The sequence below is a fragment of the Streptomyces sp. NPDC003016 genome (assembly GCF_053591455.1).
Genome location: NZ_JBSFTV010000051.1, coordinates 16,241 through 35,551, shown reverse-complemented (window position 1 = coordinate 35,551; position 19,311 = coordinate 16,241). Strand labels below are relative to the sequence as shown.

Here is a 19,311-nt window from a genome sequence, read left to right as displayed (position 1 = left end):
GGTCAGGCCTCGCCCGCGGACAGGGCCTCGGCCAGGGTGTCGTTCTCGAACAGGCGCTCCGGGGCGATCCGGACACCCAGTTCCGTCCCGATCCGGGCGCAGATCCGCATGGCCTGCAGAGAGGTGCCGCCGAGGTCGTGGAAGCTGTCCGCCATCGTGACGTGCGGCGCCTTCAGCACGTCGGCGACGATACGGAGGAGGTGTTGCTCGTTCACGGTCTGTGCTCCTGGTCTGAAAACCTCGCGCGATGCCGTGCAACTGTCGCACCGGCTGGGCGTGAGGGGCCGAATCCAGCCGCCGAGCGCGTTCGAATGACTGAATCTTGCTTGTTGATGGCCGATTTCGCGGTGTGGATTCGATCAGGGGCGGTGATCGGCCCCGAGCGGAATCCGAACGTCCACCACAAAGAGGGCCCGAGGCCCCGGGGTTGGCGGATTTGACGAAGCTGCGAGCCGGTCCGTCAAGGGGTTGCGCAATATCCGGGTGCTGTGAAAATCTGACACGACTTGCGCCTCAGACCGCCGCTTGGATTCAAGTTCGGAACCGTTCGTCGTCGTCCCGGAGAACCCGTAAACGCCGGCTCAAGGTTGAGAGGAAAGTCTGCTCGTGGGACGTAACGTGGTACGCCTCAAGGCGGCAGGAGATCCTCTTCTCACTTTGGTCTGTTTTCCGTGGGCCGGCGCCGGCGCGGTTCCGTTTCGCACCTGGTCCCGAACGGTGCCGGGCGGCCTCGCACTCGAAGCGGTGCGGCTCGCGGGCCGTGAGGACCGGATGCGGGAACCTCCGCCGGAAGCGCTGGAACCGCTTGTCGAGGACATCGCCGCCGAGCTGGACACGGGTCGGCCCTATGTCTTCTTCGGCCATTGCTTCGGGGCGCTGCTCGCTCTCGAAGTGGCCCACCGGCTCCGGCGGGACGGCCGGGAAGGGCCCGCCGGGCTGCTGGTGGCCGGCGAGCCGCCCGGCCACGGCGACCAGGGTCCGGCCGTCACCGATGTGCGCGCCGAGATGCGGCGGACCGGTGTCATGCCGGACGACGTACTGGACGATCCGGTCGTCTTCCCCATGCTCGAACCGGCCATCGCGGCCGATCTGCGGCTGGCGGACACCGCTGCCCGCCTTCCGCGGCGCGAGCCCCTGCCCCTGCGGGTCGACGCATTCTTCGCCACCGCGGATCCGGTACTCGACCGGGCAGCGGCCGAGGCCTGGTCCGCCGTCACGACAGGGCCGGTGCGCGTCCATTCCGTCGAGGGGGCGCGATTGCTTCCGGGCCCTGCCTGGGAGCCGCTCGCACATTCCGTGTTCGAGGCGGCCCATTCGGACAGATCCGATTCCGGAGTGCGTTGAAGGGATGACATGAGCTCCGATCGCGATGACCTCGAAAGAGCCGTCCGCCAGGAATGGTGCGCAGTTCTCGACATTCACCGGTCCGAACCGGAAGACGATTTCTTCGAGCTCGGGGGAAATTCCATGCAGGCGGCCCGGCTGGTCAAACGCCTGGAAAGTCGGCTGGGCATTGAATTCCCTCTTGAGGCCCTGTTTATCGAAGGGACCCTGCAGGCCGTCATCACCGCCTGCGGCACATCGGCCTCGGCCGCCCGTCCGGAGTCCGGGGTGGCGTGGTGACCGCGCCCGCGGGCGACGCCTCCCTGCCGCTGGTGGGGGTGGTGCACCGACCGTACGGAGCCGCGGGTCTCCGGGAGATCTACCGGGCGGCCCAGGGCGTCTGCCGCCCGGTCCTGCTGTTTCGCCGCCCGGTCGCCGAGGAGCACCCGGAACTCGTGCACCTGGCCAGGGCGATGCTCCCGGTGCACCTCCTCTCCGAGAGCGGTACGGTCGCGTCGGTCGCGGGCCTCGGGCTGGGCGGACTGACCACCTTCCACGACGACGAGCTCGACTTCACGGACCGTCTGCTCACCGCGCTGGACCTGCCGGGTGCGCCGGCCACCGACCGGCCCTGGGACAAACTCGGCCAGCGGCACGCCTTCGAGCGGGCCGGGCTCTCCTCGCTGCGGTTCGCGCCGGTCGACTCCAGGGACGGATTCCGCCGGGCGCTGCGGGAAGTCCGCCTGCCCGCCGTGCTCAAACCCCGGCGGGCGGTCGGCGGACAGGGCGTGACCTTCGTCCACGGCCCGGGCGATGTGCACCACGTGCTCGCGCACCGGACCTCCTGGGAGGGACTGCTGCTGGAGGGCCTGATCCCGCCGTCCGTGCATCCCTCCGGTGTTCCCTGGCTGGCTGACTTCGTCTCCGTCGAGACCATCAGCACGTCGACCCGCAGGCTGCACTGCGCGGTCTTCGACAAGGCACCGGTGAACATCCGGAGCCGGGCCGGGACCGAGGGGTCGGACAGCGTCCGGGTCACTGGGGACATTGTGCCCAGCCGGCTGCCCGCGGAGGTTCGCGGCCTGGTCCTCAAGCGGACCGGCGAGGCGCTCGACGCCCTCGGCACCCGGTACCGCGTCACCCACACCGAACTCCGGGTCACGCCCGCGGACGTCGAGGTGATCGAGGTCAACGGCCGGGTGGGAGGGCATCTGACCCGCCTGCTCCGCCCCTTGGGCGGCCCGGACCTGGTGCGTGCCGCCCTGGCCCTGGCCCTCGGGGAGGGGCCCGCGGACCGGCTGGTGGAGCAGTCGGCGGAGCTCGGCCGGGACGGGTTCATGATGGGGCTGTTCGTCCCGTTCCCGCACCAGGAGGGCACCGTCGCCTCTCGCGTGGCCCGCGCCGACCTGCGCGCGCTGCCGGGAGTCGTCGGCGTGGACGAGACGGCCGAGTTCGGCGCGGCCCGCGGTGACACGGGATTCCGCGCGGCCAACGTCACCGTGCGCTTCGGGACGGCGGAGGAGATGGACGCGACGGTCGCGCAGGTCGTGCGGGGCATCGCCGGGCTGTTCGCCGCCGACGGTCTGGAGAACGATCCCTGGCTCCAGCGCTTCGCGCCGAGCCGGCGGGCCCAAGGAAAGCCACCGGGGGGCAGGCGAGCATGACAGCAGCCGACGGGGCAGACGACCTCGCGGGACTCTTCACCGAGTCCGCCGGACAGCACCCGGACCGGGTGGCCGTCGAGCAGGGCCGGATGTCGCTGACGTACCGGGAACTCGCGGCACGGGCCGACGCGGTCGCCTCCGAACTTCTCGGGCGCGGTGTCCGGCCGGGTCAGCGCGTGGCCCTGTACGCGGTCCGGCACCTTCAGACCTACGCCGCCTACCTCGGCATCCTGCGGGCCGGCTGCGTCGTCGTCCCCATCGGCCCGGCGACCCCGGCGTTCCGCGCGGCCGCCATCATGGCCTCGGCCTCGGTCCCCCTGGCACTCGGCGTCTCACCGCCGCCGGAGTGGGCCGAGCACGGCACGCCCTGTGCCGGCCTGCTGGACCTGCCCGAGCCCGCAGAGCCCCTGCGGCCCCTGCCGGGCGCGGCGGGCCCGGACAGGGATGCCTACCTGCTCTTCACCTCGGGCTCGACCGGACAGCCCAAGGGTGTCCCGATCACGCACCGCAACGCTCTCGCCTATGTACGCCACGCCGTCGCGCGCCACCGGGTGACAGCGGACAGCCGGCTCTCCCACACCTTCGAGCTCACCTTCGACCCGTCGGTCTTCGACCTCTTCTGCGCCTGGGGCGCGGGCGCCGCGCTCGTGGTGCCCGAAGGACGCGAACTGCTCCTGCCGGCCCGATACGTCAACCGGCACCGCATCACCCACTGGTTCTCGGTGCCCTCCGTGGTCTCCCTCGCCCAGCGCATCGGGGCGATCCCGGCGGGCACGATGCCCGGCCTGCGGCACAGCCAGTTCATCGGGGAACAGCTCACCCTTGAACAGGCATGCGCCTGGCGGGAAGCGGCGCCGTACAGCGTCATCGACAACGTGTACGGCCCGACGGAGGTCACCGTCGCCTGCGCCGAGTACCGGCTCCCCGAGGACGAGCGGGAGTGGCCGGAGCCGAGCAACGGCACCGTGCCCATCGGAGAGGTCTACCCCGCGCTGGAGCACCTCGTCCTCGACGAGGACGGACACCCGGCCGAGGACGGCGAGCTCTGCCTCCGCGGCGTACAGCGCTTCGGCGGTTATCTGGACCCCGCAGACAACACCGGCCGCTTCCTGAGCTTCACCGCAGGGGCCGCCACCCCCTTCACGGGGAGAGTGCCCACCGCCGAGCACTGGTACCGGACGGGCGACCGGGTACGGCTGGAGCACGGCCGCCTGGTCCACCTCGGCCGTCTGGACCGGCAGATCAAGCTGAGCGGCTACCGGATCGAACTGGGCGACATCGAGGCGGCCCTGCGTCGGCACCCGGCCGTGCTCGAAGCCGTGGCCGTGGTGGTGGACCGCGACGGCTCACCCTGCCTGGCCGCCGTACTGACCGGTACCGAGCAGCCGGAGCCGGTGATCGTGGAGCACCTCAGGACCCTCCTGCCGGAGTACATGGTGCCGACGGCCTGTCTCTGGCTCGCCACGCTGCCCCTCGGGGGCAACGGAAAGCTCGACCATGCCGGAATCCGGAGGGCGGCCGCGGCAGCCGTCGTCGCGGGGCGGGCCGAGGCGCCGGCCCGCTGACCTCCCGTCCGACCGCACCGGCCGCGCGGTCCCGCGCGTCCTGCCGGAACACCCGCTCACACCAGGAAGGCGGCCACCACATGCCCGCGTCACCCCACGGCTCCCCGGCCGCGTCCCCGGCGTCCACCGCCGGCACCTGGCTGCGGACCACCGTTCCGGCCCACCCGGTGCCCGAGCTCCACGTGGTGTGCTTCCCCCCGGCCGGCGGTGCCTCCGGGTCCTTCTCCGCCCTGCGCCGGGCCGTCGGCCCGGCGACCCTCTGCACCTGTGTCCTGCTGCCCGGCCGGGAGTCCCGTATCGCCGAACAGGAGCCGCGGGACCCGGACCGGATCGCCGACCACATCGCCGAGGCCCTCTCGGTCCGCCTGCGGGAAACCCGGGTCCCCTACGTCATGCTCGGCCACAGCATGGGAGGGCTGCTCGCCTACGAGGTGACGACCCGCCTCGTCGCGGCTGGGGAACCGCGCCCGATGCGGCTCGTGGTGGCCGGGAGCGAAGCCCCGTCCGGCGCCGCCGGCCACCGTCTGGAGACCGCGGACCCCGTCGGCGTACTGCGCGAGCTGCGAGGGGCGGCGCAAGAGGTCTTCGACCACCCGGAGCTGCTGCGCATCGCGGCCACCACGCTGCAGGCCGATCTGCGGATGATCCGGCGCTACCGGTTCGCCGGCGCGAAGATCGACGTCCCCCTCACCGTGCTGCTGGGGCAGGAGGACCCGCTCGTCGGCGCTCCGGCCGCGGCCGGCTGGGCGGAACTCGGCACCGGCAAAACCTCGGTCCGGGTGCTCTCAGGAGGCCACTTCTTCCTCGATCCGCACTATCCGGAACTCCTTGCCGAATGGCGTCGCGAGGCGCAGGCCACCGGACACCGCCCTGATCGCGCCCGGCCCGTATGAAAGGACGATCCATGCCCGAGGCCGACGCGGCCCGCACCCCGCTCACCCTGCCCGAGTTCGGCATCTGGCTCATCAGCAAGAAGGAGTCCGAGGCCTTCAACCTCCACCGGCTGTGGGAAATGCACGGGGAGCTCGACGTGCGCTCTCTGCGCCGTGCCGTGGAGGACGTGGTACGCCGCCATCCGGTCTTCGCCCGCCGCCTGACGGAAGGTGACGTACCGTCATGGAGCGTCGGCGAGGCCGTCCCCGCCTGGAGCTTCGACGAGGAGACCGGGGAGGCGAAGGACGCCGGCACGGCCGGGTGGCAGCGGCGGGCCGGCACCCACCGGTTCGATCTGTCCCGCGACTGCCTGGTCCGCGTGAGCCTGCTGCGCCGCGGCCCCCGGCACCACCTGCTCTCCCTGCTCGTGCACCATGTGGCTTGCGACGGCGTGGCCCTGGAAACCCTGATCCGTGAAATCAGCGCTCGTTACGCGCATGTGGCGGAAGGCGGCGCCATGCCGTCCGCGGCCCCCGTGCCGGCGGTCCCGGCACCGCTGCCGGCCGCGGCGGAGACCGCCCCCGCGACCGGTTACTGGCCGCAGCAACTGGCCGACGCGCGCTGGCCCGAGGCCCTGCCGCCCGGAGCCGGGCCGCGAACCTGCCGGGCCCACACCCTCCGCCTGCCGCTCGGCCCGGACGAGACCGCGCTGATCCGCGGCGCGGCGCGCAGGCTGCGGGCCACCCCGCACCTGATCGGTCTGGCCGCGCTCTACGCGACGCTCGCCGTCCACGGCAGCCCCTGCGATGCCATGGTCGCCACCCCGTTCGCCGCCAGAACCCCCGCGAACATGGGCCTGGTCGCCTGCCTGGCCCGGATGGTGCCGCTGCGTCAGCGCTGGGTCCCCGGGTCCTCGGGCGGTGAACTGGTCGAGGCCGTCCGCCGGACGGTGTCGGAGGCGCTGGCCCACTCGGCGGAACCGATCCGGGAGGTTTCCGACCTCTTCGACCCCGCGGCCTCCGGAACCGCCGTCTGCTTCCAGGCCCACGGCCGCCTGCCGGACCCCGAACTGCCCGGCGTCGACGTGCTCGCCCTGGACGACGACGACAGCCGGCTCGCCCGGTTCGACCTGGAATTCGATCTGCACCTGCGGCCGGACGCGGGTGCCGTCGTCCTCACCCGCCGCACCTCCGGCAGCACCACGGGCGAGGGCGCCGCCCGGCTCCTGGACACGTACCGGCGGATCCTCCTGCGGATCGCCCGCGACCCCGAACTCACTCTCGCCCTGGCCGACGCGGACACGGGCACGGGCACGGCAGCGGACGGCGAGCCGGAGGTCTCCCTGCTGCTCGCGCCCCCGCGGAACAGCCCGGCCCGGCCTCTCATGGAACGCTTCGCGGACCTGGTCCGGACCTCACCCGGCCGGCCGGCCGTCGCCCACCGGTCCACGACGGCCGACTTCGGCGAACTCGGCAACGCCGTGGCCCGGCTGGCCGCCACCCTGCGCGACCACGGGGCAGCCCCCGGAACCCCCGTCGCCGTCCTGGCCGAGCGGGGCATCCCCCTGGTCGCCTCGGTACTGGCTGTCTGGCAACTCGGCGGCCACGTCGTCCTGCTGGACCCCCTGCACCCCGACTCCCGCCTGGCCCACGTGGTCGCCGACGCCCGGACGCGCCTGCTGCTGCGCAGCCCCGGCCTGCGGCACCGGTTGCCCGGACATCCCGAAGTGGTGGACCTGGCCCCCGAGGCGGACACCCGGCCGCCGGCTCCCGGCGAGGAACTGCCCCCCGGCGCCGCGGTCCACCACCCCCGCGCCCTGGCCTACGTCATCCACACCTCCGGAACCACGGGGCAGCCCAAGGGGGTCATGGTCGACCAGGGTGTGCTCGCCACCATGTTCGAGGCCCAGCCGGCCGGTCTGCGGGTCTCCCGGGCCGGCCTGACCTGCGCGGTCTCCTTCGACGTCTTCTTCCACCAGCTGCTGTACCTGTTCCGCGGAAGCTGCCTGGTGGTGGCGGAGGACGCGGTCTACCGCGACCCGCAGGCCCTCGTGTCCTGGACCGAGCGCCACGGCGTGGACTTCCTCAGCATCACCCCGTCGATGCTCGGCGCGATGCGGCAGTTCGGCTTCGAGCAGACCCTCGGCCGGGGCAGGGTAGAGATCGAACTGGCCGGTGAGGCGGTCGACCACGCCACCTGGGGACTGCTGCGCGAACTCGGCGTGCGGACCACCAACTCCTACGGGCCGACCGAGACCATCGTCGTCACCGCCTGCGGCTTCGAGGAGCAGGACAGCCCGAGCATCGGCCGCCCCGTCGAGGGAACCTCGGCCTATGTACTGGGTCCCACCCTGCGCCCGGTCCCGCCCGGGGTCGCCGGCGAGCTCTACATCGGCGGGCCGCAGGTCAGCCGCGGTTACATCGGCAAGCCCGGCCTGACCGCGGACCGGTTCCTGCCCGACCCCTTCACCTCCGAGCCCGGCGGCCGCATGTACCGCACCGGTGACCGGGTGCGGCTCACCGCCGAGGGCCGGCTCGACTATCTGCAGCGCGTGGACCACCAGCTGAAGGTGCGCGGCCAGCGGGTGGACCCCTACGAGGTGGAGGAGGTCCTGAGGCGGGCCCCCGGGGTACGTGACGCCTACGTCGCGCGCGGTGCGGCCACGAACGCCTCCGGCCTGCGGGCGTACGTCGTCCCCGCGGACCCCCGGACCCCGCCCGCCCCCCGACGGATCCGTGCCCTCGCGGCCGAGCACCTGCCGCCGGCGGCCGTACCCACCCACATCACCGTGGTCGCGGCGTTCCCGATGACCCCCAACGGCAAACTGGACGAACAGGCCCTGCCGCGGCCCGCCGCGGAGCGGCCGGCCGGGCCCGGGGCCGATCCGGTCGCCCGGTTGTGGCAGGAGGCGACCGGCCTTCCCCCGGGGGCCGAGGACGACAACTTCTTCGAATGCGGCGGGAGTTCCCTGGACGCGGCGCGTACGGTCGCCGCCCTCAACCGCCTCTGCGCGGCGGAGATCGACCTCGCCTCCTTCCTCCGCGACCCCACCCCGTTCGGCCTCCGGCACCAGCTGCGCAATACGGCGGCGCGGGAAGCCGGACCGGAATCCGACGCGGAAGCCGCCACCCCGGCCCCCGCCGGCGAGGCCGGTCCGCCCCGGCTCTCCGACGCGCAGCGACGCCTCCTGCTGCTGCACCGGGCCGCTCCGTCGAGCAACGAGTTCACCGTCTTCTGGGCGCTCCGCCCGGCGGCCGAGCCGGCCGCGGAGGCCCTGGACCGGGCCTGGCTGGAGGTCGTGACGGCACACGACGAACTGCGGCTCCGCGTCACGGAAGCCGACGGGAACCCGGTGCGCGCCGAGTGGCCCGCCGCGCGGTTCCCCGTACACCGGCGGACCCTCGGGCCGGAGGAGCTGGCCGGCGTGCTCGACGAGGCGGCCGACCGCGCCTTCGACCCCTTCGGGGAACCGCTGATCCGGCTGGAGGCGCTGAGCCTGCCCGAGGGCGAACACGTACTGCTGTTCACCGCGCACCACATCGTCCTCGACCGGCACTCCATCCAGTTGATCAACGAGCGGCTCGCCCTCCACCTCGCCGGACGCGCGCTCCCCGTACCCGGCCGCCGGTGCACCGAGGCCCGCGAGCCGGCCGCCGCCGAGGCGAACCGGTCGCGGGAGTTCTGGGCCGCCGAGCTCGCGCAGGTGTCGACGGCGCCGCCGATCGACTTCGGCACCCCGGAACCGGCGCTGCGCGACCGGCGGGGCGCCAGTGTGGGCCACGCCCTGGACGGGGCCGCCTGGAAGCTCCTCCAGGAGACGGCCCGCGCCCGGCGGACCACTCCGCTGGTGCTGGCCATGGCCGCCTTCGCGCTGACCGCCGACCGCTACGGGGCCGCGGGAGACGTGCTCGTCGGGACCACGATGGACGTCCGGCCGCCCGGCTTCGACGACGTCGTGGGGCTGTTCGTCAACCCGGTGCCGGTACGGCTGCGCTTCGGCCCCTCCCTCACCGGCGACGCGTTGATCTCCGCCACCCACGAGGCGCTGCTGCGGGCCCACGAACACCGCCGGCTGCCGTTCAACGAACTGGTCCGGCACCTGAAGCTGCGCTCCGAACCCGGCGGCGCCCCCCTCTTCCAAGTCCTCGTCGACTACGAGCCGCTGACCCCGGCCGACGCCGCCGCCCCCGGCCGCGGCTGGACGCCGGTGGACATCCCCGCAACGGTGGCCAAGTACGACCTGGAGGTCATGCTCCGCCAGACCGCCGACGGCGCCCACCTCGGCATCAACTACCGGACCGACCGCTGGCAGCGGGGACAGGCGGCCCAGGTCGCCGACCAGGTGTACGAGGCACTGCTGCGGCTCGCCTCGGACTCGGCCCTGCCCGCCGCACCGCCCCTCGCGGCTGCCACCGGACCCCGGGGCCCGCGGGAGGGGGACGGAGCACGGCCGTCCGGTCGGGACCGGCTCGTCGGCGACCTGGTGGCCGGGATCGCGCTCCGGGAACCGGAGCGGATCGCCGTCGTGTCCGGCGAGGACGCGCTCACCTACGGCGCGCTGCGGTCCGCCGCTCTCGCCGCGGCGGCGCGCCTCGCCGAGGAGGGAGTGCGCCGCGGCGACCGGGTGGCGGTGCTGGCCCGGCGTTCCACGTCCATGGTGGTGGCCGTGCTCGGCGCGGTCTTCGCCGGAGCCGCCTACGTACCGCTCGATCCCGGACACCCGGATGCGCGGCTCGCGAAGGCGTTGCGGGACAGCGGGGCCACCGCCGTCCTCGCCACCGGTGACTGCGCGGTCCGGGCCCGCCGGCTGGGGGCCACCGTGGTCGACCCGGAACGGGCCGGCCACGACGGCCGGTACGCCCCCGCGGTCCTGCGCGAACAGGACCAGGCCTATGTCATCTACACCTCCGGTTCGACCGGCGAACCCAAGGGCGTGGTGATCGAACACGGTTCCCTCGCCGCCTCGACCGCCGCCCGCCGCGAGGTCTACCCCGGCCGCCCCGTGTTCCTGCTGGTGTCGCCGCTCGCCTTCGACTCGTCGGCGGCGGGCCTGTGGGGAACCCTCACCGCCGGGGGACGGCTGGTCGTGGCCGACGAGGACGAGGTACGCGACCCCGAGCGGCTGATCGGACTCGTCGAGCGGCACCAGGTGACCCACCTGCTCTGCGTCCCCTCCCTGCACAGCGTGCTGCTGCGCACGGCCGAACGCGCCGGCGCCGGGGCGCTCCGCACCCTCCGCGAGGTGGTCGTGGCGGGCGAGCCGCTGCCGGAGCAGCTCCCGTACAGACATTTCGGCCTGCTCCCCCAGGTGCCGCTGGTCAACGAGTACGGGCCGACCGAGGTCTCGGTGTGGTCCAGTTTCCGGCGCTACCACGAGCCGGGGCCGATCGGCATCGGCGGCCCCGTCCCCGGTTACCGCCTCTACGTCCTCGACCACGCGCTGCGACCGGCACCTCCGGGCGCCCAGGGCGAACTCCACGTCGGGGGGCCGGGTGTGGGCCGGGGCTATCTCGGCCGGCCCGCGGCCACGGCCGCGGTCTTCCTGCCCGACCCCTTCGCCGGGGAGCCGGGGGCGAGGATGTACCGCACCGGCGACCGCGTCCGGCGGGGCGAGGACGGCACGCTGGTCTTCCTCGGCCGGACGGACGACCAGATCAAGGTGCGCGGCCACCGGATCCAGCCCGGGGAGGTCGAGGAGGCGCTCCGCGCGGTCGACGGGGTCGAGGACGCGGCCGTCGTGGCGCGTGACGCGACCACGCTGGTGGCCTTCCTGACCGGCCGTCCGGCGTCGTCCGGCCAGGTCCGCCGGACGGTCGCCGCGACCCTGCCGGCCTTCATGGTCCCGGGTGTCGTCCACGTCGTGGACCGGCTGCCCCGCACCGCCAACGGGAAGATCGACCGCCGCGCCCTGGAGGAGCGGGCGGCCGCACCGGTGCCGGCTCCGGTGCCCGCTCCGGGCCAGGCCGCTCCGGCGGCCGCCGGGAGCCGGCCCGGGCGGTCCCGGCACGCGGAGGTCGCCGCCGCCTGGAGCGAGGTGCTCGGCATCACCGACGTGCCGGAGGACGTGAACTTCTTCGACCTCGGTGGCCATTCGCTGCTGGTCCCCGCCCTCCAGGAGGCACTCCACCGGCGGACCGGCGTCCGGATCCCCCTCCTCGACCTGTTCCGCCACGGCACCGTCGCGGACACCGCCACCCGGCTGGCCGACCGTACGGCCGGGGCCGAGGCCGGGGCCGAACCCGCGGCGGTGACCGGGGCCGCACCGCCCCTGGACGCCGCCGACCGCCGTGCGAACAGGGCCGCGGCCGCCCGCCGGCTCCGTGACCGCCGTACCGAGGAGGCAGGCCGATGAGCCGTGACCGCTCGCTGGACATCGCCGTCACCGGTATGTCGGGCCGGTTCCCGGGAGCCGCGGACATCGCGGAGCTCTGGGAGGCCCTCGGCGCCGGCCGCGTCCTCACCCGCCGGTTCCGGCGGGAGGAACTCCTGGACGCGGGTGTCCCCGCGCACCGGGCCGACGACCCCGACTATGTGCCCGTGTACGGGCGGCTGCACGACTCCGACCGCTTCGACCACGCCTTCTTCGGGATCAGCCCCCGCGAGGCGCGACTGCTCGACCCGCAGCAGCGCCTGCTGCTGGAGTGCGCGTGGACGGCCCTGGAGGACGCCGGCCACCCCTTCGGCAAGGGCGACCCGCTGCGCACCGGCGTGTACGCCTCGGCCGGCCGCAGCGACCACCTGCGCGACCTGCTGGCGGCGGAGCACCTGGAGCCCCCGGAGCTGGAGGAGGCCGTCCTCGCCAACGAGCGCGACTTCCTGGCCACCCGCATCTCCTACCGGCTGGGCCTCACCGGACCCGCGCTGAGCGTGCTGACCGCGTGCTCCTCCTCCCTGGTGGCGGTCCACCTCGCCGCCCAGGCGCTCAACAACGGCGAGTGCGGCCAGGCCCTGGTCCTGGCCGCGTCCGCGAACGGGCCCCAGACCGGCCATCTGCACATGCCGGGGGGCGTGATGTCCGCCGCCGGCCGGTGCCGTCCCTTCGACTCGGCCGCCGACGGCACGCTGAGCGGTTCGGGGGTCGTCGCGATCGTGCTGCGGCGCTACGAGGAAGCGGCGGACGGACACCCGCCCGTGCACGGAGTGATCCTCGGCTCCGCGGTGAACAACGACGGGAACGCCAAGGCGGGGTTCCTCGCCCCCTCGGCCCAGGGCCAGGAGCAGGTGATCCGCTCGGCCGTGGCCTCGGCCGGCGTCGACGCGTCGTCCATCGGCTACCTGGAGGCCCACGGCACCGGGACCCTGATCGGCGACCCCATCGAGTGGTCGGCGGCCTCGGCCGCCTACCGCTCCCTCGGCGCCGCCCCGGGGTCGATCGCGGTCGGCGCGCTCAAGGGCGCGACCGGCCACCTCGACACCGCCTCGGGCCTGGCGGGCCTGGTCAAGGCGCTGCTCGTGCTCCAGCACGGCCGGGTGCCCGCCGTTCCGGGCCTCGGCGAGCCCAACCCCCTGCTGGAGCAGGAGAGTTCCCCGCTTCGGCTGCCGCCGGCCGCCGAGCCGTGGCGGGGGCCGGAGCCCAGGCGGGCCGCCGTGAGCTCCTTCGGCGTCGGCGGCACCAACGCCCATGTCGTCGTCGAGCAGGCGCCGCGGCCCGCAGCGGCCGAACGGGCGGACCGGGTACCTGAAGGCAACCGGCCGGGCCGGCATCTGGTGGCGCTGTCGGCCGCCGACGAGGACGCTCTCGTACGGATGCGGGCGCGGCTCGCGGACCATCTGACGGCCGTCTCCCACGACACCCCGGGCGCGGAGCCGGCCGCGCTCGCCGGCGTCAGCGGCACGCTGGCCGGCCGGGCGGCCCTCACCCACCGCTTCACGGCGGTGGGCGCGACCCGGGCCGAGATCGCCGCCCGGCTGCGGGACCCCGCCGCACCGAACACCACAGCGGCCCCGAAGGCCACCCCGCTGGTCTTCCTCCTCCCCGGCCAGGGCACCCAGGTCCCCGGGATGGCCCTGCCCTTCGAGGCGGCGCTGCCCGGATTCGGCCAGGCCCTGGCGGCCTGCCTGGACACGTTCTCCGAGGTCACGGCGGAGGAGGTGGAACGGGCGCTGCGCGACCCGGGGTTCCCCCGTGAGCGGCTGGCGCAGACCCGGCTGGCCCAGCCGGCGCTGTTCGCCGTCGAGTACGCCGCCGCGGCCGCGCTCCGGCAGACCGGACTCGCCCCGTCCGTCCTCCTGGGCCACAGCCTCGGCGAACTCGGCGCCGCCTGCCTGGCGGGCACGCTGACTCTCGACGCGGCGGCCCGGATCGTGGAGCGCCGAGGCGCCCTGATGCAGGAGTGCGGAGCGGGGGCCATGATCTCGCTGGCGTGCTCGGAGGCGGAAGCCGCGCAGCTGATCTCCGCGCACTCCGCCGAGTTGAGCGTGGCGGCGGTCAACACCTGGACCGACACCGTCCTCGCGGGCCGGGCCGAGGCCGTGCACGCCTTTCACGAGCGGATCGCCGGCCAGGTGCCGGCCCGCGTGCTGCGCACCGACCGGGCGTTCCACAGCGCACTCGTGGAACCGGCCGTCACCGGTCTGCGCACCGCGCTCGCACAGGTGGCGACCGGCCCGGCGGACCTCGTGTGGGTCCGCGCCGCGAACGGGGCGCCGGTGCCCGCGGGTTCCTCGGTGGACGCCGGGTATTTCGCGGACTCCGCCCGCAGCCCCGTGCGTTTCGCCCAGGCCCTGGCGGCCGTACGGGCCGGATTCCCCGGCGTCCGGGCGGTGGAAGTGGGGCCCGGCCGGGTGCTCAGCGCGTTCGCCGAAGCGGCCGGGATTCCCTCCGTGCCGCTCTGCCCGGCCGGCTCCGCCGATCCCGGCGGGGGCCCGGTGCTCGCCGCCCTCGGGGAGCTCTGGGGTGCGGGCCTGCCCGTGGATCTCACCCGGGTCCTGCCGCGCGGCCGCCGTGTCCGGCTGCCCGGCTACCCTTTCCGCGGCCCGCGGTGGCCGCGCCCGGCCGGCACGCACCCCGCGGCCCCGCAGGACGCGGCCCCTCAGGACGCGGCCCCTCAGGCCGAGGCCCCTCAGGCCGAGGCCCCGCAGGCCGAGGCACCGCAGGCCGAGGCACCGCAGGCCGAGGCACCGTATGTCGCACCCGAACCCGGCGACCAGGCACCGGAGGAACCGGCCGAGCCCGCCGATGTGGTCCGGGACCTCTGGTACGGGCAGCTCGGCGAGGTGCCGCTGTCCGGGGAGGCCGACTTCTTCGACCTCGGAGGGGACTCCCTCTCCACGGCCCGGCTCGCCCGAGCCATGGGCCGCGCCTTCGGCATCGAGGTGTCCGTACGCGATCTGCTGACGGCACGGACCCTCGGCGCCCACATCGCCCTGGCCGAGCGTCTGCTGGTCGAGCAGATCCTCGGCGAGTCCCAGGAGAACCGATGACCCCCTCCCCCCTGGACCGGCTCACCCCGGCCCAACGCGCCGCGCTCGCGGCCCGCCTCGCCGGGCGGCGTGCCGGCCAGGTCCCGGAACCGCCCGCCGCCCCGGGACCGCCCCGGGCCGTCCCCTCCGGCAGCCATGCGCTGTCGCTGACCCAGTACCGCATATGGCTCGCGGAACAGTCCGCACCGGCCGGTTCGCCGGCGTACACCGTGCCTCTCGCCCTGAGGTTCACCGGACCGCTGGACACCGAACGGCTGCGGGCCTGTCTGCGGCTGCTCGCCGAACGGCACCTGGCGCTGCGCGCCCGGATCGTCCAGGAGGGCGGAGCGCCGCGGCAGCGCTTCGACGGCCCCGCCCACATCCCGCTGGAGATCCGGCCGTCGACCGGTGGAGCCGCCGGGCTCGACGAGTCCCTCGCCCGGGAGGCCGGGCGGCCCTTCCCCTTCGAGCACCCGCCTTACGTCCGGGCCCTGCTCCTCGTCGTCGCACCCGGGGAGCACGTTCTCGTCCTCACGCTGCACCACGCGGTGTGCGACGGGTGGTCGCTCAACATCCTGACCGGTGAACTCCTGGACGCCTACCGGGCCGAGGGCGCACCGGCGCTCCCCGGGCCGGCGGCCCAGGTGTGGCACCTGGACTACGTCCGCTGGGAGCAGAGTGCCGAAGGCGCGGCCGAACTCGCCCGGTACGCCGCCTACTGGGGACGGCAGCACGCGCACCTGAGCGACCGGCCCGAGCTGCCCTTCGCCCGGTACAGCGCCCCGGCGGCCGGGGAAGCCGCACCCTGCGCGGAGCTGGACCTGCCGGAAGGGCTGCCGCGGGCCGTCCATGCCCTGGCCCGGCGCACGGGGAGCACTCCGCACGCCGTGTGGCTCGCCGCGTTCGCCGCGAGCTGGCACCTGCTCACCGGGGTCCGCGCCGTGCCGGTGGGCGTGCCCACCGCCAACCGGACGACCGAGCGTTTCGACCGCGCGTTCGGGGCCTTCGTCTCGACCATGCCGCTGGTGCTGCACGTCGGCCCGGGGCAGACCTTCGGCGAATTGGTGGAGCGGACCACGGAGGCCCTGCTGGAGGGGTCCGACCACCCCGTCCCCGCACTGGCCCCCGGGTCGGGCGCGGACATGCCCGCCGTCACGTTCGTGCTCACCGGCGAGATCGACCCCCCGGGTGCGTGCGGGCCGCTCGCTGTGGCGCAGGTGCCGGTCCGGGTCCAGGGCAGTCAGGGCGACCTGACGGTCCAGCTCGAAGTACGGGGCGGCCGGATGACGGGCCGGCTCACCGGATCGCCGGAGCGGTACACCGGCGAGGGCCTCGCCCGCCTCGCGCGGGCCTACCGGCGGTGCCTGCGGGCCGTGCTCGCCGCCCCCGACCGCCCGCTGGCCGCCGTCGATCCGAGGGAGGACGCGGACCGCGCGTTCGCGGCCTCGGTCGTCCGGGCCACCGCCCCGGCCCCCGCCGCCCCGCTGCCGTACGCGGCCTTCGCCCGGTGGGCCGAAAGGAGCCCGGACGCCGTCGCCGTTGTGGACGCGGCGGGGCGGGAGACCGGCTACCGGGAGCTGGCGGACCGCGCGGAGCGGCACGCCGGCGCCCTGCATGCGGCGGGGGTGCGTCCCGGGACCTCCGTGGCCCTCCGGACGCGGCCGGGCGCCGACTACCTGGCCCTGACCCTGGCTGTGTGGCGGCTCGGCGGCTGGACCCTGCCGGTACGCGCCGAGGACCCTCCGGCGCGGCTGCTGGAGACGCTGCTCGGCGCGGACGTCCGGTTCCTGGTGTACGAGGGCGCGAGCAGCGTGCCGGACCTGCCCGGCCTGACGGCGCTACCGCTGCGGGAGGTCACCGGGGCCGCCGCCGGGCCGGTGCCCCCTGCCGCGGCGGTCCGCGGGGGCGATCTCGCGTACGCGGTGTTCACCTCCGGTACGACGGGCGCGCCGAAGTGCGTGCAGGTGTCCCACGGGGCCCTGGCGAACGAACTCGCCTGGCGGCGGGACACCTTCGGACTCGGGGCACCCGACCGGGTGCTCCAGACCATTCCGCTCGCCTTCGACCCCTCCTTCTGGCAGTGCTTCGGCCCGCTCGCGGCGGGAGCCGCCGTGGTCTTCCCGGACATCGACCCGGGGGCCCGTCCGGGCGACCTCGTGGACGCGGCCCTGGCCCACTCCGCGACCGTGGTGGACCTGGTGCCCTCGCTGCTGGCCGCCCTGACCGACGACGACCTCCGCCGGCTTCCGGCGCGCGTGGTCTTCTGCGGCGGGGAGGCGCTGCCCACGGCGCAGGCGGAGCGCTACCTGCGGCTCGGGCGGGGCGAACTGCACAACCAGTACGGCCCGTCGGAGGCCTGCATCGACGCGGCCTCCCACGCCTGCCGCACCGCGGGTGCGGGGCGCGGCACCGTTCCGCTGGGCCGTCCCCTCTCCGGCGTCCGGCTGCACGTTCTCGACGGCGCCCTGCGTCCGGTGCCCACCGGGTCGCCGGGCGAACTGTACGTCGGCGGCGCCGGAGTCGCCCGCGGGTACGCCGGACGCCCGGCGGAGACCGCGGACCGGTTCCTGCCCGAGCCGGACGGCCCGCCCGGGGCGCGGATGTACCGGACCGGCGACCGGGTGCGCTGGAACGCCGCCGGCAGCCTGACCTTCCTCGGCCGGGCGGACCACCAGGTGAAGGTGCGCGGGCACCGGGTGGAACTCGAAGAGGTCGACCGGTGGCTGCGCTCCGCCGACCGGGTGCGGGAGGCCGCCGCCGTTGTGGTCGGCGTACGCGTCAACCGGCTGGTCGGCTTCGTCACGGGCGGGCCCGAGTCCGGTCCCGGGCCCGATCCGGAAGCGGTCCGGGGCCACCTCGCGGAGCACCTGCCCGCGCACATGGTCCCCGCCGAGGTACGGGTCCTGCCGGCCCTGCCGCTCACGGCGAACGGCAAGGCGGACCGCCGGGCCCTGGCGGAGCTCGCGCTGGAACGGCGGGCGGGTCCGCGGCCCGGCCCGGTGCCGGCGGATCCGGTGGCCACCGCCGTGCTGGAGGCCTTCGCCGCCGCGCTGGACCTGCCCGCCGCCGCGCCCGAGGACCACCTGTACGAACTGGGCGGGGCATCCCTGGGAGGGGCCCGCATCGCGGCCGAGCTGACCCGGCGGCTCCGGGTCGAGGTCCCGGTGCGCACCGTGCTCGGCAACCCCAGGGCCTCGGACCTCGCCGCGGCCGTGACCCGGCTGCTGCACCCGCCCGCACCGGCCGCCGCCCCCGGGGACCCGGGCCCCGGGACCGAGGACGGGCTCGGCACCGAGCAGCTCCACGTGCTCCGGCAGGAGCGGGTGCTCGGCCGCCTCACCCCGCCGATCTCCTCCCTGCTGGCGCTGCCCCGTCCGGCCGGCCCGGACGAGGTCGAGAAGGCCGTACGACTCCTGGTGGACCGGCACGAGGCGTTGGCCCCGCTCCCCGGGGCGCCGGTGGAGGAGGACTGGCAGCCCTGTGTCACGGAGGCCCTCCCGGACCCGCCGGAGCTCGTGCACTGGCAGCCCGGGGTGTCCGACCGGAGCGTGCCGAACGGCGTTCCGGCCCTGCAGGCAACCCTGCTGGCGGGCGCGGACGGCACGGTCCGCCACCTGCTGCTGCGCCTGGCCCGCAACCGGGGTGACGGTGCCTCCGTCGGCATCCTCGGCGAGGAACTCCTCGGCCTGCTGGCCGGTGAGCCCCTGCCGGAACCCGCCCCCCGGTACAGCGGCTACGTCGGCTCCCGGCGGGAGCGCCGACGGGCCCGGAGCGCCGAACTGGAGCACTACTGGGCGGATGTCCTGGCCGGTGCCGCGGCCGATCCGTTCGCCCTGCGCCGCCCCGCAGGGCGCGAGTTCCGCAACCACGGCGCCCAGCTGGAGGTCCCGGCGGCCTCCCGGACGAGGCTCGCGGAATTCTGCCGGGAGTCGGGGATGACCCCCACCGCCGTGTACCTGGCCGCCCTGGCCCGGCCCGTGGCCCGCGCCTCGGCCGAGCGGCGCGCCGCCGTGATCGGCCTGCCGGTCTCCCACCGGTCGGTGCTCACCGAAGCCCGCCTGGTCGGGCGCGCCGTGGACCTGCTCCCCGTGGTCGTACCGGTCGGCGACCCGGCCGGGGCGCACCGCGCGCTCCTGACCGCACTGGACCACGCCGACCTGCCGCTGCTCCGGATCGCCGAACTCACGGATCCCGTCGATGCCGCGGTGCGGCCCCCGGTCTGCTCCGCCGGCCTGATCATCCACGAGAGCCCCGGGGACGCCCCGGTGGTCGACGACACCCCGCCCGGCGAGTCCGTTCCCGAGCACTGGTCGGATCTCGACCTCGTGCTCCACGTGCATCCGCGGCCCTCCGGGGGCTTCCGTCTGGTGCTCTCCGGCTGCGTGCGGATGTTCGACCTGGCTGATCTCCGTACCGAACTGTCCGCGCTCGCCGCGGAGATCGAGGACCGGACCGTTCCGGCTCAACCTTTCACCGAAGATTGA

9 protein-coding genes are annotated in these 19,311 nt (G+C 74.9%); 8 read left to right on the top strand and 1 reads right to left on the bottom strand.

Annotated elements, in window-relative coordinates:
- Nucleotides 1-2: 2 nt before the first annotated feature.
- Complete coding sequence (locus ACWDZ4_RS31120; RefSeq protein WP_451511729.1) at nt 3-215, bottom strand: phosphopantetheine-binding protein; 213 nt, start codon at nt 213-215, stop codon at nt 3-5.
- Between the two features lie 391 nt (nt 216-606).
- On the opposite strand from ACWDZ4_RS31120, the gene ACWDZ4_RS31115 reads away from it, so the two are divergent.
- The 8 genes from ACWDZ4_RS31115 to ACWDZ4_RS31080 all read left to right on the top strand — a co-directional run bounded on the left by ACWDZ4_RS31115 (nt 607) and on the right by ACWDZ4_RS31080 (nt 19,311).
- The gene (locus tag ACWDZ4_RS31115; RefSeq protein WP_451511728.1) at nt 607-1,344 is read left to right on the top strand and encodes a thioesterase II family protein; all 738 of its coding nucleotides are present in this window, start codon (nt 607-609) and stop codon (nt 1,342-1,344) included.
- Between the two features lie 9 nt (nt 1,345-1,353).
- Entirely contained in the window at nt 1,354-1,623 is a 270-nt protein-coding gene (locus tag ACWDZ4_RS31110) for a phosphopantetheine-binding protein (RefSeq protein ID WP_451511727.1), read from the top strand.
- Nucleotides 1,620-2,987 carry an ATP-grasp domain-containing protein gene (locus ACWDZ4_RS31105; RefSeq protein ID WP_451511726.1) on the top strand — a complete coding sequence of 456 codons (1,368 nt, stop codon included), beginning with the start codon at nt 1,620-1,622 and terminating at the stop codon, nt 2,985-2,987. Before ACWDZ4_RS31110 ends, ACWDZ4_RS31105 begins: the two co-directional genes overlap by 4 nt.
- Entirely contained in the window at nt 2,984-4,552 is a 1,569-nt protein-coding gene (locus tag ACWDZ4_RS31100; protein WP_451511725.1) for an amino acid adenylation domain-containing protein, read from the top strand. The genes ACWDZ4_RS31105 and ACWDZ4_RS31100 overlap by 4 nt, the downstream gene beginning before the upstream one ends.
- A gap of 80 nt (nt 4,553-4,632) precedes the next feature.
- Nucleotides 4,633-5,445, top strand: a complete 813-nt coding sequence (locus ACWDZ4_RS31095; RefSeq protein ID WP_451511724.1) for a thioesterase II family protein — start codon at nt 4,633-4,635, stop codon at nt 5,443-5,445.
- Between the two features lie 11 nt (nt 5,446-5,456).
- Nucleotides 5,457-11,777, top strand: coding sequence for an amino acid adenylation domain-containing protein (locus tag ACWDZ4_RS31090; protein WP_451511723.1), 6,321 nt, complete (start codon nt 5,457-5,459; stop codon nt 11,775-11,777).
- Nucleotides 11,774-14,848, top strand: coding sequence for a type I polyketide synthase (locus tag ACWDZ4_RS31085; RefSeq protein WP_451511722.1), 3,075 nt, complete (start codon nt 11,774-11,776; stop codon nt 14,846-14,848). The genes ACWDZ4_RS31090 and ACWDZ4_RS31085 overlap by 4 nt, the downstream gene beginning before the upstream one ends.
- Nucleotides 14,845-19,311, top strand: coding sequence for a non-ribosomal peptide synthetase (locus ACWDZ4_RS31080; protein ID WP_451511721.1), 4,467 nt, complete (start codon nt 14,845-14,847; stop codon nt 19,309-19,311). Before ACWDZ4_RS31085 ends, ACWDZ4_RS31080 begins: the two co-directional genes overlap by 4 nt.

Bases quoted from the DNA above. Each gene is read 5' to 3' on its own strand.
- ACWDZ4_RS31110 (WP_451511727.1), top strand. From the start codon at position 1,354: ATGAGCTCCGATCGCGATGACCTCGAAAGAGCCGTCCGCCAGGAATGG.
- ACWDZ4_RS31100 (WP_451511725.1), top strand. From the start codon at position 2,984: ATGACAGCAGCCGACGGGGCAGACGACCTCGCGGGACTCTTCACCGAG.
- ACWDZ4_RS31095 (WP_451511724.1), top strand. From the start codon at position 4,633: ATGCCCGCGTCACCCCACGGCTCCCCGGCCGCGTCCCCGGCGTCCACC.
- ACWDZ4_RS31090 (WP_451511723.1), top strand. From the start codon at position 5,457: ATGCCCGAGGCCGACGCGGCCCGCACCCCGCTCACCCTGCCCGAGTTC.
- ACWDZ4_RS31085 (WP_451511722.1), top strand. From the start codon at position 11,774: ATGAGCCGTGACCGCTCGCTGGACATCGCCGTCACCGGTATGTCGGGC.
- ACWDZ4_RS31080 (WP_451511721.1), top strand. From the start codon at position 14,845: ATGACCCCCTCCCCCCTGGACCGGCTCACCCCGGCCCAACGCGCCGCG.